Consider the following 14,077-nt stretch of genomic DNA (forward strand, 5'->3'; position numbering starts at 1 on the left):
ACTCGGTCGCTGTTGCCGCCGACAGCCGACCGCGTGCGGGATTGGACTCGGGTGCCACGGGACAGCACAGTCCTCCCTCTGGGGCTGCTCGTATCAGGTGCCTGCCGGGCCAGGCGTCAGTGAGGGGCTGGGGGTCAGTCCTGCCTCGGTGACGGCTTGAAGATGCTCGGGGGGCAGGGTGTCCCAGCGTTTGCGGAGGTTCTTGAGCCACTGGCCGACCTTGAATTCGGCGCCGTCGACGGTGACGGTGTCGCGTTGGCGGATGTGGAGGTGGCCTTCGCGGGCGCGGAAGGCGGCGACGGCCGCCAGGCCGTGGTCAAGCTGCCGCTGCTGGCGGGCGGCGCGGCCGGTGGGCTGGGGCGGTTCGTCGTCGGCGGGTTCGATCAAGGTGATGCCGAGTTCGCGCACGAGCCGGAGCTGTTCGGGGTGGAGGGTGCTGTAGTCGGTGCTCTGGGCGCGGACCCACTCGCCGAGGGGTTCGTCGTCGTCGGTGAGGAAGTCGGCGGGGAGGTCGTCGAGGGTGATGCTCGCGTCGGCGTAGGTGCGGGCGGTGTAGTAGAGGCGCTGCCAGGTGATCGGCCAGGCGGGGTTCCAGTACGGGTCGATCTCGGTGAGCGCGGTGTCGGTGGGGTCGGGTTCGAGTCCGTTGTCCGCGCGGGTGCGGGCGGCGGCCCGGCGGTTGGTGAGCCAGCGGCCGAGGGCGAAGTCGCCGGCCGTCTCGCCGGTGGGGGCGGCGAGATGGCCGTGGCGGGCGGCCCAGTTGCGGGCGTGGAGGAGTCCGCGTTCGGCGGCCTGGGTCTGGAGGTTCCAGATGATTCCGAGGTGTTCGAGGGCCTTGATCTGGGCGGGCTTGAGGGTGCCGGCCGCGTACGCCTTTCGGGCCCGGTTGATCCAGCGGCCCAGCGCGAAGCCGTTCTCGTCGTCGTAGAGCCGGGGGACGTCGAGGTGCCCGTGGTGCTGCTGGTAGGCGGTGGCGGCTTCCAGGCCGCGGCGGAAGGACGCTTCGCGGGGGTGGAGGACGCGCAGCCGGAACGCCTGGGCGATGGTGTCGGCGGGGAAGGGCCGGTCGAAGACGACGTCCACGGGCACGCCGGACTCCTCGTCCTCGTCTTGCGGGACCGGGTGGGCGGGCTGCTGGGGGACGGCGAGACGGTCGGCGATGCGGTCATCGTGTGCACGCAGAGCCTGGAGGACCCGCCAGAGCGGCCGGTACAGGTTGGAGCCCATGAGGTCGTCGGCGTCTTCGCCGGGTGCGACGTAGACGGGGACGATGAGGGTGGCCTTCTTGCCCTGGCCGGGCTTTTGGCGCAGTGCCCGGCCGACGGCTTGGACCGTGTCGACGATGGACTCTTTGGGGTCGGCGAAGACGACGGTGTCGATGCTGGGGATGTTGACGCCCTCGCCGAGAAGGCGGGCGTTCGCGATCACGGTGCGGTGGGCGGGTTCGAGGAACTCGCCGGGGCGGCCGTCGAAGCGGTCGAGGAGTTCGCGGCGGTAGGCGGGGTCCATGGTGCTGTCGAGGCCGGCCGCCCACAGTTCGCCCGGGTCGGGGCAGCTGGTTCCGGTCTCGTCGAGTGCGTGGAGGAGGGCGGCGGTCTCGGGGAGGGTGCTGGCGAAGGCGTGGGCGTCGGCGACGCGGTGGTGGAAGGAGACGACGCGGCGCAGGTCGAGCTCGGCCATGGCTCGCAGGACGGCGATCTGGAGCGCGGCTTGGCGCAGTTCGGCTTCGGTGGCCTTGTCGGAGATGCCGAGCCGGGTGCGGATGGTGGCCTCGTGGACTTCCATGACGACGACGCGGTAGTCGGCCAGGAGGTCTATGTCGATGGCCTCGGCGAGTGGGAGGCGGAAGCAGGTGTTGCCGTAGAGGGCGGGGTTGTCCATGGATGCGACGAGCGAGTCGTCCTCGTCGTCATCGGGCTCGCCGGCCGACCAGATCCTCGGGGTGGCGGTGAGGTAGAGCCGCTTGTGTGCGGGGATCAGTTCGTCGTCGTGGACGGCGGCCCAGCGTTTTCCCAGGTCACCGCTGGTGCGGTGGGCTTCGTCGATGGCGATCAGCGACCAGGTGGGGAGGGCGAAGCGGTGGTGGGCGTCTTGGACGCGGTGCAGGGAGTGGTAGGTGGCGAACACCGTCAGGCCGGGGTTCTGGCGGACGGTGGCGGCGAGGACGGCCGGGTCGGTGGTGAACGCGACCGGATCGCCCGCGGTGTTGGGGCGCTTGGAGCACAGGGCCAGGACCGGGCCGCTCATGCCGGCGGTGCGCCAGTCGTCGATGGTCTGGGCGAGGAGTTCCAGGGTGGGCAGCAGCACCAGCCGGGTGCCCTGGGGGGCGACGCGGGCGGCGGTGCGCGCGGCGACGTACGTCTTGCCGGTGCCGCAGGCCATCACGATGGAGGTCCGGGCGGTGTGGCGCAGCGCGGTGTGCGCGGCGTGGACGGCCTTGGACTGGTGCGGGCGCAGCCTGATCCGGGGCGGCGGGGTGGTGATGGTCGCGGTCACGGGGTGGCCGGTCCTCTCAGCCGGGGGCGGTTGGCGGTCAGGTGATGCTGAAGCGGATGTGGTCGATGCCGGTCAGCTCGACCTGCTGGAGGGAGGTGGCACGGGTGCCGCCGTCGGTGAAGTAGTCGTCGCGCAGTCCGTCGGCGACGATCTGGGCGAGGTCTTCCTCGGAGGCGCCAGCTGTCTTGGCCTCGAAGAGGGCGGCGGCGGTGGCTGCGTCCAGGCGGCGGGTGAGGCGGCGGTAGCGGGGGTCGTTGGTGGTTCCCTTGGGGGACGTGAACCCGAACTTGGCGCGTACGTCGACCTTGATGCCGCCGGTGGTGATGGCGGCCTGGAGCTTCTTCGCCTTGACGAGCGGCTGCCAGAGCTTCTTGACCTCGGCTTCGACGAGGGCGGCGGTCTCGGGCTTCGTGGACTTGATCTTGTCGTCGCGGTAGCGCTCGACGGTGCGCTGGGACTTGCCGATCTTCTCAGCGACCGCGCGGGCGGCCTCAGCACGGCTGACGCCCTTCTCCTGCTTGAGCAGGAAACGGATCCGGGCGCCGAGGGTCTTGGGGATCGGCTGGGAGTAGGCGGTCTCGGCGGCCTCGTCCAGGCGGTCTTCGATCAGTCCCACGGTCAGTCAGCTTCCTTGGTCTCAGGCCACGCGGACGAGCGAGGCGTCCTTGATCTCGTTGGCGATGTTCACTCCGTCGGCGAGCAGGTCCAGCGCCCAGCCGATGGTCTGGGAGCCCTGGTGCTTGACGGAGCCGGGGTTGACACCGAGGCGGAACCCGCCGCGGATCGGCTGGCCGTCGGGGCCGAGGAGGAGGGGCAGCGGCGACAGGCCGTCGATGGCGTAGACGACGCAGTCGTTGTTGACCGCGAGGGGGTAACGGCCCGCCGTGGTGGCGAGGTTGTGCATCTTGCGGTGCATGTTGGTCCGCGCCTTCGACAGGATCATGGCACGGATGTCGGGCCGCCACGTCAGGCGCTTCAGGGCCGGCCACGGGTCGCCGAAGACGTGGTCGACGCCCATGTTCGGGCGCTGGCGCAGCTTGCCGATGCCCGACTTGGCGGTGGCCTTGATCGCGTTGGCCAGCGTCACCAGCAGCGGGTCGCCGTCCTTGTAGACGGCCATGGCCGCGAGGAAGTCCTCGTCGTCGAGGTCCTGGGTGACGCCGAGTTCGGCCATCACGGTCAGGTAGGCGTCCCGCAGCGTGTCGTACCAGGGCTGGAGGTAGGGGCTGTGGGTCTCGCGGACCCATGCCTCCATCGGGCGGACGTCGGCGCCGAGTTCGACGGCGTAGGCGACGGTGGGGGTGGCGTACCAGCCGGGGCCGTCGGGGCGTTCGCCGCTGGAGGTGAAGGGGCTGGGCAGGCGCGGGTCGGTCTCGACGTGGGAGAGGTCGAGGTACCAGGAGCCGGGCAGGTCGGGGTCGAAGGCGGGGTTGCGGGGGTAGTGGATGGCGGGGCCGGTGCCGACGTGCAGCCGGCGGCAGGCCGCGAGGAAGGCGACCTGCACGTCCAGGGCGGCGACGTGGGTGCACGCCCGCTCGGCGTCGGTGATCAGGTCGGCGGGACGGACCCAGATGCACGCCTCCTCGTCGAGGGCCTCGCTGGCGGGCCGGGAGCCTTCCTCCGGGTAGTCGGCGGCGACGACGGGATGCTCGTCGGGGGCCTCGCACGGGGCGGGGTCGACGAGGGTGTGGAGGGTGTGGGGCACCTTCGCCGAGACGTACTTGCCCTCGTCCTGGCTCCACTCGGCCTTGGTGGGCGGGCGCAGCGAGGTCATGAGCTCCTCACCGGTGACGGCGACGGTGCCGCGGGGGGTGATGACCAGGCGGGCGTAGGTGCCAAGCATCCTGGCGAGGTCGCCCGCGGGCAGCTCGCCGGCCGGGCCCCAGACGCGGCTCTCCAGGGCGCCCCACGGGGTGAGGAAGAGCTGGATGCAGTGGCGCTTGCCGTCGAGGCGCTTGAAGATCCGCGGCCACGGGCCGAACCCGGCCTTGGTGAGTTCCCATCCGGCCTTGGTGAGGCTCTTGAGGGCCTTGTGGTCGGCCGGCAGGCGGAGGTCTTCCTGGTCCGCGAGGTTGGTGGGCAGGCCGAAGTGGGCGACGGCGCCCTCGGTGAGGATGATCAGCGGGTCCTGGTCGAAGCCGTTGTCGTGGACCTTGGCCGCGCCCAGGCGGATCTTCCGCTTGTCCAGCGCCCACGCGGCCAGGGCCTGGAGGGTCTTGGCCGGGCACGGCACGGTGCGGCCGTCAGCGAGGTGCGCGGTGAGGGCGCCGTCGGTGATGCCGAGGACGGCCAGAGGGCCGTCGGCGTACTCCGGCGGCACCGGCTTCACGGCCGGCTTCTTCGCCGTGCGCTTCGTACGGCGGGAGGCCGGAGCGGTGGCCGGGCGGCGCGTCGCGGCCGGCGGACGGCCGGCGGGTGCGGCGGCGGCGGGGAGGGCCGGTGCCGGGGTGGCCACCGGTGCGGCGACCGCCGGCGCCGCGGGGGCGGGAGGGGCAACGGCGGACGTGGGCGCCGTCGTCTCGGTCCGCGGGGCGGAGGCGGCCTCGGCCTGCGTGGTGGGCCGGGTGCCGCAGCGGGGCATGCCCATGGCGGCCATGGCCTGGAGGTACACGTGGCGGGGCTGGCCGTCCACGACGCTGGACGTCGGGTGCCCGCAGCGGGCGCACAGCCGGGTGACGCCCTCCGGCAGGTCGGTCCAGGAGCCGGGCTCGTCGAACTCGGGTACCGCCGTCTCCGCGCGGGCCGGGGCGGGCTCGGTGTCCGGCCAGACGAGCTCGGGAGGGTCCTCGATGTCGAACTCGAACTCGAGAGGAGTCGCCTCCGCGGCGAGCGCATCCGGCGCTGACTCGGGTTCGCCTTCGGGCTCGGGTTCCAAGGTGGCGGAGCCACCCTCTGCACCAACGCGAGCGAGCTCGGCGGCGAAGTAGGCGAGGATCCTGGCGTACCGCTGCCCCTTCTCGCCGCGCGGTGTGCGGGGCGGGTCCGATTCCCAGGTCCACACCGTCTCGCGGCGGACGTCGTTGGCCTGGCCCATCTGCGTCACGGTCCAGCCGAACGCCTCCCGGAGCCTGACCCGTTCCGCCGGTTCCGGCAGTGGCGGCACCGGACCGTCGAACGAGATCCGGTCGAGTACAGCCGTCACCGGGTCGCTGGCCCCCATCTCCACCTCCACCCTCAGAGTTCAAATCTAACGCGAATCTAACGCACCCGAGCCGGCGGACGCAAGCGCCTTGTTGAGATTCCAGTATGTATTGTGATTGTTGCTTGATTTGATTTCAAGATGTATTGTCACTAAGCGTTGGCCGGGGCCGCCCGGAGGAGAAACGAGAAGGCGGCCTTGTCCGCAACGACGCGGCACGCGCCGGGACTTGCCCGTCTCCTGGCCCGCCGGGATCTGCCTCCCGCGACCGACATGACACCTGAGGAGTACGACAGCCATGCCCTATCTGTCCCCCGAACCAGGGGAGCCCGCCGCGCCGGGCTCGCGGATCGTCGTGGAGGCGGGCGACATCCTGATGCGCCGCAGTCTCACCGATCACGCCCCCGCGGCCCAGGTGCACGTGATCGAGACCGCGAAGGCCATGGAAGACTTCCGCCTCGGCCACGGCACGGCACTGGAGCGCGCCGAGGTCCTCCTCGACCGGGCGATCGCGACGTTCCAGGAGCGCACCGGCGAGCACGACGAAGCGGCCTGGCAGGCCGCCGCGGTCTACATGGTCGAGCTGTGGGCGACGCGCTACAGCGCGGCCCGCCCGACCGCCTTCGACCCGGCCCCGCCGCCGCCGTCCCGGCTCACCCCAGCGCATCCGCTGCGGCTGGAGACGGTCAGCCGCGAGGCCCACGGCCTCCTGCTCGGCGCCGGCCGGTCTCTTGAGCGGAGGTCGCGCGGCCTGGACTCGATGGACGTGGTCCGCGCGCAGCACGGCATGCACGAAGCCGCCCGGTTGCTCCATGACCAGCTCGACGGGCTGTCCATGCCGTTGTGGGTGCTCATCTGCCGGTTCTGCGCCGAGATCCAGGCGGAGAACCTCCGCATCCTCAAGGCTCCCGTCCCCGGGACCACGGCCTGAGTCCCCCGATCCTCCGCTTGCCCCCGGGCGCCCGCCCGGCACCAATCCTTCGCCCCTGTTGAGGAGTTCCTCATGAGTACCAGCCCCTCCCCCGTCTCCTCCGCCGTCGGACCCGTCCGGGTCGGGCAGCTGTGGCAGGACATGGCCCCCGACATGGTCGACCGCGAGCGGATGCTGCGCGTGCTCGCTCAGACGGACACTCACGCCGAGTGTGTGGTGGAGCGCGACAGGCAGGGCACGGCCGGCCGCAAGGCCCGGCCGCTGGCCATCCGCCGTTTCGCAACGAGCGCGTTCAAGCTGATCGAGGACGTCGTCGACGACGCCGACCAGGCCCTCTACGCACGCTTCCTTGCGGCGATGACGGACGTGCAGGGTGCCAACCCGTCGCCCGTGGCGTACGCGGCCGCGGCGCTGCGCGTGCACCACGAGCTCACCGCCGAGGCGGCGAAGGCCCAAGGCTGACCGGCCGCGCGAAACGCGCTTGCCCAGTTGCGGCCCGGCCTGCCTCCGAGAACGCGGGCCGGGCCGACGGCTCGCGGCTTCGAGGTCACTCGAATGAACACGGATAGGAAGCTGGGAAGAAGTGGTGACGTCTACTCAGGCCATGCTCTGGGCCCCCGACGCTCCGTCGGACGGCGGGATGTTCAGTACCGGTGAGATCGTGGAGGTGGAGGGCCGGCCGGGCGAGTGGGAACTGATGAAGCCCGGGCCGGGTGTGTGGACCGTGGAGTCCGCGCGGCTCGAGGACCGCGTCAGCGCGAAGGTCTCGGTGAGCTCGCTCCAGCGCCTGGCGGATACCCCTCACATCCGGCGGGGCGACCTGGTCATGCAGCGCTACCCCGAGCAGGAGCGGGCCGCAGTGGTCGGCGCCGTCGTCCGGCTCGGGCAGTGGGTGGCCGTGAAGTCGTACACGCTCCCTGACGGCGGTGTCTGCCAGGCGCTGGACTCGGTCGACCGGCTGGAGGTGGTCACGGCGGAACAGCTCGCCGCGGCCATCCGTCTGGATGTCGTCCACGGCACGCACGTGGGCCGGATCGTGCAGGCGGTCGTGACCGCGCGCGCCGGACAGTTCCGGGTGGTGTGCCGGTGCGCGCCGGGTGCCGGCGAAATCTGCCGCAACGGACGCAAGGTCACCTGGTGCCCCAGCCTGGACAGCGCCCACCAGCTGTGGGACTGGCACGTCGCCGGGCATGTTCCCGTCGACAGCGTCGCGTAGCCCTAGGCCCCCAGGCCACACGGTGCCGTGGCCTCCGGCCGCCCGGCGGCCCGGCACTGGCGCGTGGCGCAGCCCACAACGCCTTTCCCGTGGCGTACTTGAGCCGAAGACACACGTCTTGGTGAACCGGCTCTCAAGACAGCAACCGAACTGCTGCCCGATCGGTAGAGGTGTACGTGAGCAGCACATGCGTTCGTGCTGCTGGTCTTCGATCCTGGGAGTAAGCCGTGACCACCACCGACTCTTCTTCGTCTTCCGCCCTACGCTGCGGCGGCTGCCTGTGCGGGGCCGTCCGCTTCGAGGTGCCCGATGCTCCTGACGCGCCCCACTTGTGCTTCCCTGATGATTCAGTGAGTTCAAGGACTCACAGGGGTGCGGCATGGACGAGTGGTGGGTGGTCTTCGTTCCGGATCCGGAACGGTGGTGGCAGCTGCCTGAGGAGGGGGTGCTTGGAGTCCGTGACCTCCCGGCAGCCCTCGGCAGGGTGGGACTACGGCCCGGTGATCCGGTCTTCGTACGGCCGGACTTCGTCGTGGACGCGGAGCTGTTGGACTTTGTCCTATCGCCTGAATTCCGAGGTCTCGAGCGGGAAAGTCGCCGGAATTACGCGTCGGATATCCGGCTGTTGCTGTCGTGGCTGTGGCGGCGGGGTGTGCCGTGGCGGGCTGCGACCAGCGCGGACTTGCGGGCGTACAAGGAGTTCCGTCTCGATTCGCCGCAGAATCCGCAGCGGATCGGCGGCACGAAGTGGAACCGGGATGCGGCCGCGCTGACCCGGCTCTACAAGTGGGCGAAGGTCAGTCCGCTGCCGGTGGACGTGGGGCGGCGTGGTGACCGGGCGGCAAGCGCGCGAAGCTCGCGGGTGTCGTGGCTGACTCCGCGGACGTGGGGGTTGTGGCAGGACCTTGGCCTTCGGGGACTTGGTCGTGACGGGGCGCCGTTGCCCGGCTGGGACGGACGAACCGAACTGCGGAACACCTCGTTCGTGGGGCTGGCGCTCAGCTCGGGCCTGCGGCGGCAGGAAGCCGGGGCGATGCTGACGTTCGAAGTGCCGACCCGGCGCCTTCGGTCTGGACGTTACTGCCATGGCCAGGTAGCTCGCGCCCTGTCGCGGTCGAAGCGTGACCGCACCTACTACACCTCGGTCGAGTCGGTGCGCCAACTCGGCGCCTACAGCGAGTCCGAGCGGACGTGGGCTATCCAGCGTGCCCAGCAGGAGGGCCGCTACGAGAAGCTGCCGCTGATGCGGCTGGTCACGAACGTGACGCATGGCCCGGCTCCGGTCGTGCACTGGGTGGACCGGGACAGGGTGGCAGGCAGGCGGGAGTTGAGCCTGCTGGACTGGCGCGAGCGGCAGTGGCTGTTCGTCGAGGGGCCACACGGCCCGGAGCCGGCGTGGCTGTGGCTGACCGAGCAGGGCATGCCGATGCTGCCGGACCGATGGAACACGGTGTTCTGGCAGGCCAACCAGCGGTGTGAGGAAGCTCTGCTGACGCCGGAGGAGCGAGAGATCCAGCGCCCGCTGAGGTCGGCTGCAGTACGGGGGAAGGCCCCGTACGCGACCCCGCATGCCGCGCGTCACTCCATGGCGCTCTACATGCTGATCGTGCTGAACGAGCTCATGGACAAGAAGTACGGGCTGACCGCCGCGGACCGACGCGACTTCGCCCAGCTCTACGGCGACCCGTGGTGGCTGGTGAAGACCCTGCTGGGGCACCGGGACGTCGAGACGACGAAGGAGCACTACCTCAACCCGGTCATGCACATGCAGCTGGAATCGATCCTCGCCTTCGACACCGAGGACGAGCACGGCGAGACGGACCGGACGAAGGATCTGAACGGCCTGTTCGCCCAGCTGGCCCGGGAAACCTCCGGGATCCAGGACATCGAGCTGCTGGTCGACGCCCTGCCCATCGCGGCGGCATCGTGAGCGGGCGGGGGCGCAAAGCTGTCCTGCCACCGGCGGACTTCCAGGCAACCGAGCGGATAGCCGCCGACGGACTACAGGTCAGGGTGGTGAACAAGGAACGCTTCGAGCGCGTCTTCGACTTCGTCGCGATCGCCGTGCCGCAGCCGATGCGCTGCTCCCTTGCGCGAGCGTTCGCCGAGCAGTCCACGGGGTGGAACAGCCATGCGAGCGGTGAGTCATATTGGCGGTCTATCGAGGTCTTCGCCCGGTTCCTCAAGGACCAGGGTCAGCCGGCCGAGGACCTGGGCGACCTCACCTCTGCCACACTCCGGCTCTGGCGCAACAACCACAAGGACACCCCCGGCGGGCGCGAGGCCCTGGGCAAGATGCGTACGCTGCTGAAACGCGAGCCGCGGCTGGCGCAGGGCCTGGCCGCCGAGGAACTGGCCCGCCCGGTTCCGAAGAAGGGCAAGCCCTCCAAGCAGTCCTACCGGCCGTCGGAGCGCGACCAGGTGCTGCTGGCCGCCGAACGGCAGTTCCGTACCGCGCTGTTGCGGATCCGGGAGAACACCGCGCTGCTGGCCCGCTACCGGGCGGGCGCACTGGACCCGGAAAGCCGTGACTGGAGGGTCGGGACGGCTCTCGAACACATCGCCGCCACGGGCGAACTGCCCGGGTACCCGGACAAAGACGGGAAGGTCTACACCCGGGCCGAAGGGCTGCTGCGCGGAAAGAACCACGGGAAGACGACCGGCCGGCTGTTCTTGACCAGGTCGGAACTGACGGCCCTGACCGTGATGATGACGGACCGCTACGGCTGGAATCTGTCGGTCTACGACCGTCTGCACGTGCCCGTCATCACCCCGTCCGCGGGAGAGACCGCCACGGTCACCTACGAGGTCCTGGTGGAGAAGCGCCGCTCGGGAGAGGGTCGCTGGTTCGACACGGAGAACTACACCGACTCCGGCGCGGACTCGCCGGGCCGGCTCATCACCCAGGCCCTGGAAGCCACGCAGCACGGGCGAGCCTTGGCCGCTGCCCTGTCTCCCGGCCACGACCTGCTGATGGTTGCCCGCAACCGGCGCCGTACTGACGTGGACTCCAATCTGGACCGGCCCCGCAACGTCGGCCCGCTGTGCTTCGGGGTGTCCAAGGGCGACGCGCGAGTATGGGCGAGCACTCACAAGATCGGCTCGCCCTTCCAACGCGCCCGCAGGACCACCGTCACGACGACGGGCAAGCCGCTACAGCACAAACGTGCCACCCACGAGAGCGTCTACGTCCTGCCCGACGAGAACGTCCAGGAGGCCGCCGTGAGCGTGATCGCGGCCGGCGCCGAGGAGGCCCTCGAACAGGCCCGCGACTACACCTTCAAGGGTCGGCTCTCGGACGCGGCCGACGCGGCCCACCAGGAGACCGCGACCGCGGACTGCGCGGACGAGGAGACCAGCCCCTGGCCGGACCCGAGCGGGGGCTGCGGCGCCGACTTCCTGCTCTGCCTGTCCTGCGAGAACTCCCGGGTCCACACCGGCCACCACCCGCGCCTCGCGCTCCTGCGCCGCCAGTTGATATCGCTCCGCTCCGGCTGGCCGGAGAAACTCTGGCGCAAGCGATGGGACGAACACCTCCAGCGACTCGATGACCTGCGGACAAAGGTCAACGAGAGCACCTGGGACGCCGCTCTGGCCCGGATCACCGACCGCGACCAAATGATCGTCGACCACCTGCTCAAGGGAGACCTCGCCCCGTGACCACAGCTCTGACCCTCGAGGCCGATCCCTACATCCTTCCCCTGCCGGGTCCGGAGAGCCCGGTGGTCCTGGACCGGTGGATCAGCGCTGGTAACACCCACCCCAACTCCCGCTACAGCGACGACGTCTGGTCGATGGGACCGCTGACCGACAACCCCGGGGACAGCATCCACAAGATCAATTTGAGGAGGTGCCCCGCCTCCCTGCGGAGCGAGTTCAGGCGCCTCATCTGGGTCCTGATCAACGGCGAGCTGCGCCCCACCTACGTGCAGGAACGGGGCTTTCAGAACCGGTCACGCGACGGCGTGGTCAGCATGCGCGACAACATCCTGCAGTGGATGAAGTTCGCGCGCTGGCTCGACCGGCAGGGCGTGTCCCAGGTCAGTGACTGCACCGTGGAGCACTGGAAGGCGTACGCCGCCAAGATCGCCAGCAGCGGCTGCACGCGCGTTCATGCCCAGACGGTTCTTAACTGGCTCTCGGACCTGTGGGCCTTCGACCAGCTGTCGGCCAGCCCCTGCGGCGTTACGCAGCCGCCCTGGGAGAGCGAGGGCATCGACGACTACCTGCCGGCCGAGACGGGAGAGGCGGGCGGGGAGAACAAGACCGAGCCACTGGACCCGACCGTGATCGGTCCCTTGCTGACCTGGTCGATCCGCATGGTCGAAGACTTCTCCGACGACATCCTGGCCGCCTGGGCCGAGCGCCGCCGCATGCACGCCCGCGTGACGGCCACCCCGAGCACCCGAGGGGGTCTGGCGGCCGTCAAGAACTACCTGCAGCCGCTGGTCGATTCCGGGGCTCTCCTGCCCGCCACCGTGAGCCGAAAGCACGGCATCACCCTGGCCCACCACTACGTCGCGGCGGTCACGGCAGCCAGCTGGAACCAGGTCCACGACTTCGCTACTCGGCGCGGGCTCCGTGCGCTCGCCGCCCGGCGGCCCGGCCCCAGCCCGATGCAGGTGCCGGTGACGGGCCGGATCGAGAGGCGGCCCTGGCGCGAGTTCATGGACTATGAGGAGACGCCGATTCTGGTGCGTCACCTGGCCACGGCCGCCGCCATCGTGATCTTGTATTTGACCGGGATGCGCCCCCAGGAGGCGCGGTCGCTGCGGTCCGGCTGCTGCCCCGATCCGGAGCCCAACGAGGACGGCTCCATGCCGCGGCATCTGATCCGAGCCCACCACTACAAGAACGTCCGCGACTCTGACGGCCACCACATCTCCGCTGGTGAGGAGCGCGCCGTCCCCTGGGTCGCGATCACCCCCGTCGTGAACGCCATCCGGGTTCTGGAACGCATCGTCCCCAAGGGCGAGCTGCTGTTCAGCTCCACCCACCACGATGTCATCGGCCAGCGCAAGCACCACGGTGCGCTGAAGCGGGGCACCCTGGACCGCCGGGTCGAGAATCTCGTGTCGTGGATCAACCAGGAGGCCACCGCCCAGGGCCTGGACGCCCAGATGGTGCCGGAGGACCCGCACGGCAACCTTGGACTGAGTCGCCTGCGCAGAACTTTGGCTTGGCACATCGCCCGCCGCCCCGGCGGTCTGGTCGCCCTCGCCATCCAGTACGGACACATGCGCACCGCCCTGGACGCCCGCACCTCCACCGGCTACGGCAACCGCGAGCGTCGGGGGTTCCACGGGGAGCTCGACGTCGAGACCGCTCTCGCCGCCGCGCAGACCGCAGCACGGCTGCGCGACACCGCTGCAGCCGGCGAGAAAATCTCCGGTCCCGCCGCTCGACGGGCTCTCATCGGAGCAACCTCGCTCCCCAGCTTCGAAGGCGCCTTGACCACCCCGAAGGCCGCCGCCAAGTTCCTCGCGCGCGACGGCCTCGTCCTCTTCGACAACCCGGACGCGTTCCTCATCTGCGCCTTCAAGCGCGACACCGCCCTGTGCGACCCGGATCCCGTGGCGACGGCACCCAACCAGTTCGCCTGCCAGCTCGGCTGCGGCAACGCCGTCCGCACCGACAGTCACGCACAGGCGGCTCGGGAGCACGCTGATCGGCTCGATGCGAAGGCAGCCCTGATGCCCCAGCCCCTGGGCGACCGGTTTCGCCGAACAGCTGGCCGCTTCCGTGCTCTTGCCGATGCCCACGACTCCGCCGCCCAGTTCGCCGAGGAGGCCATCGCATGAACCAGCAGCACGAGGACGAACGCTCGCGCATCCGCGCAGCGATGGACCGCCTCCTGGCCGGCCAGCCCACGAGCTCCAACGGCAGCCTCACAGTGGTCGCGCTCGCCGCAGAGGCCGGTGTTCACCGCATGGCGCTGCAAAAGCGCCACGCCGACCTCAAGGAGGAGTTCTACGCGCGGGTGCGTACGGAAACGCACCAGACGCCGGAAGTCGAGAGGCGGCTTCGCAAAGAGGTTGTCCGCCTGAAAGAAGTTCTCAAGGACTCCCGGGCTGCCGAGGCCGAGTCCCGGCATCGAGCCGAGCAGATGGCCCTCGCGGCAGCCGTTCTCATCCTCCGGACCTCCACCGGCCAGGACCACACCGCCTCCGGAAACGTCGTCCCACTCCACCCGCCCCGCGACTGAGAGATCAGGTTCAGGCGACGACGCGTTCCTTCCATGTCCGCTGGACACACTCCCGCACGGGCCGGCTCGCGCCGCCGGGTGCCAGGGCCG

The 14,077-nt window shown here is 70.3% G+C and carries 10 protein-coding genes; 7 read left to right on the forward strand and 3 right to left on the reverse strand.

The genetic code is table 11. The features are described from left to right. Window positions 1-93 precede the first annotated feature (93 nt). From JEQ17_RS48295 to tap, 3 genes are read right to left on the reverse strand one after another with little or no spacing between them, the layout of a single operon-like run. The gene (locus JEQ17_RS48295; protein WP_234048871.1) at window positions 94-2,496 is read right to left on the reverse strand and encodes a DEAD/DEAH box helicase; all 2,403 of its coding nucleotides are present in this window, start codon (window positions 2,494-2,496) and stop codon (window positions 94-96) included. 37 nt (window positions 2,497-2,533) lie between these two features. After that, window positions 2,534-3,112 (reverse strand): telomere-protecting terminal protein Tpg, encoded by a 579-nt coding sequence (gene tpg / locus JEQ17_RS48300; protein WP_200402162.1) that lies wholly within the window; start codon window positions 3,110-3,112, stop codon window positions 2,534-2,536. Window positions 3,113-3,133: 21 nt separating this feature from the next. Next, a complete protein-coding gene (tap, locus tag JEQ17_RS48305; RefSeq protein WP_234048872.1) occupies window positions 3,134-5,656 on the reverse strand; it encodes a telomere-associated protein Tap in 2,523 nt (840 codons plus the stop codon). Between the two features lie 277 nt (window positions 5,657-5,933). Here tap and JEQ17_RS48310 point away from each other — a divergent pair, with 277 nt between their 5' ends. The 7 genes from JEQ17_RS48310 (at window position 5,934) to JEQ17_RS48340 (ending at window position 13,987) form a co-directional block, all read left to right on the forward strand. Beyond that, window positions 5,934-6,566, forward strand: coding sequence for a hypothetical protein (locus tag JEQ17_RS48310; protein ID WP_234048873.1), 633 nt, complete (start codon window positions 5,934-5,936; stop codon window positions 6,564-6,566). 72 nt (window positions 6,567-6,638) lie between these two features. Then, entirely contained in the window at window positions 6,639-7,028 is a 390-nt protein-coding gene (locus JEQ17_RS48315; RefSeq protein ID WP_200402163.1) for a DUF6354 family protein, read from the forward strand. Between the two features lie 142 nt (window positions 7,029-7,170). Further along, a complete protein-coding gene (locus JEQ17_RS48320) occupies window positions 7,171-7,782 on the forward strand; it encodes a hypothetical protein (RefSeq protein ID WP_234048874.1) in 612 nt (203 codons plus the stop codon). Between the two features lie 379 nt (window positions 7,783-8,161). Continuing rightward, window positions 8,162-9,712, forward strand: a complete 1,551-nt coding sequence (locus tag JEQ17_RS48325) for a site-specific integrase (protein WP_200402165.1) — start codon at window positions 8,162-8,164, stop codon at window positions 9,710-9,712. 86 nt (window positions 9,713-9,798) lie between these two features. After that, window positions 9,799-11,442: a hypothetical protein gene (locus tag JEQ17_RS48330; protein WP_325176343.1), complete on the forward strand. Its 1,644-nt coding sequence runs from the start codon at window positions 9,799-9,801 to the stop codon at window positions 11,440-11,442. Then, window positions 11,439-13,583 carry an integrase gene (locus JEQ17_RS48335; protein WP_200402167.1) on the forward strand — a complete coding sequence of 715 codons (2,145 nt, stop codon included), beginning with the start codon at window positions 11,439-11,441 and terminating at the stop codon, window positions 13,581-13,583. The genes JEQ17_RS48330 and JEQ17_RS48335 overlap by 4 nt, the downstream gene beginning before the upstream one ends. Continuing rightward, the gene (locus tag JEQ17_RS48340) at window positions 13,580-13,987 is read left to right on the forward strand and encodes a hypothetical protein (RefSeq protein ID WP_234048875.1); all 408 of its coding nucleotides are present in this window, start codon (window positions 13,580-13,582) and stop codon (window positions 13,985-13,987) included. Before JEQ17_RS48335 ends, JEQ17_RS48340 begins: the two co-directional genes overlap by 4 nt. Window positions 13,988-14,077: the final 90 nt, after the last annotated feature.

This window comes from Streptomyces liliifuscus (assembly GCF_016598615.1).
Taxonomy (GTDB): domain Bacteria; phylum Actinomycetota; class Actinomycetes; order Streptomycetales; family Streptomycetaceae; genus Streptomyces; species Streptomyces liliifuscus.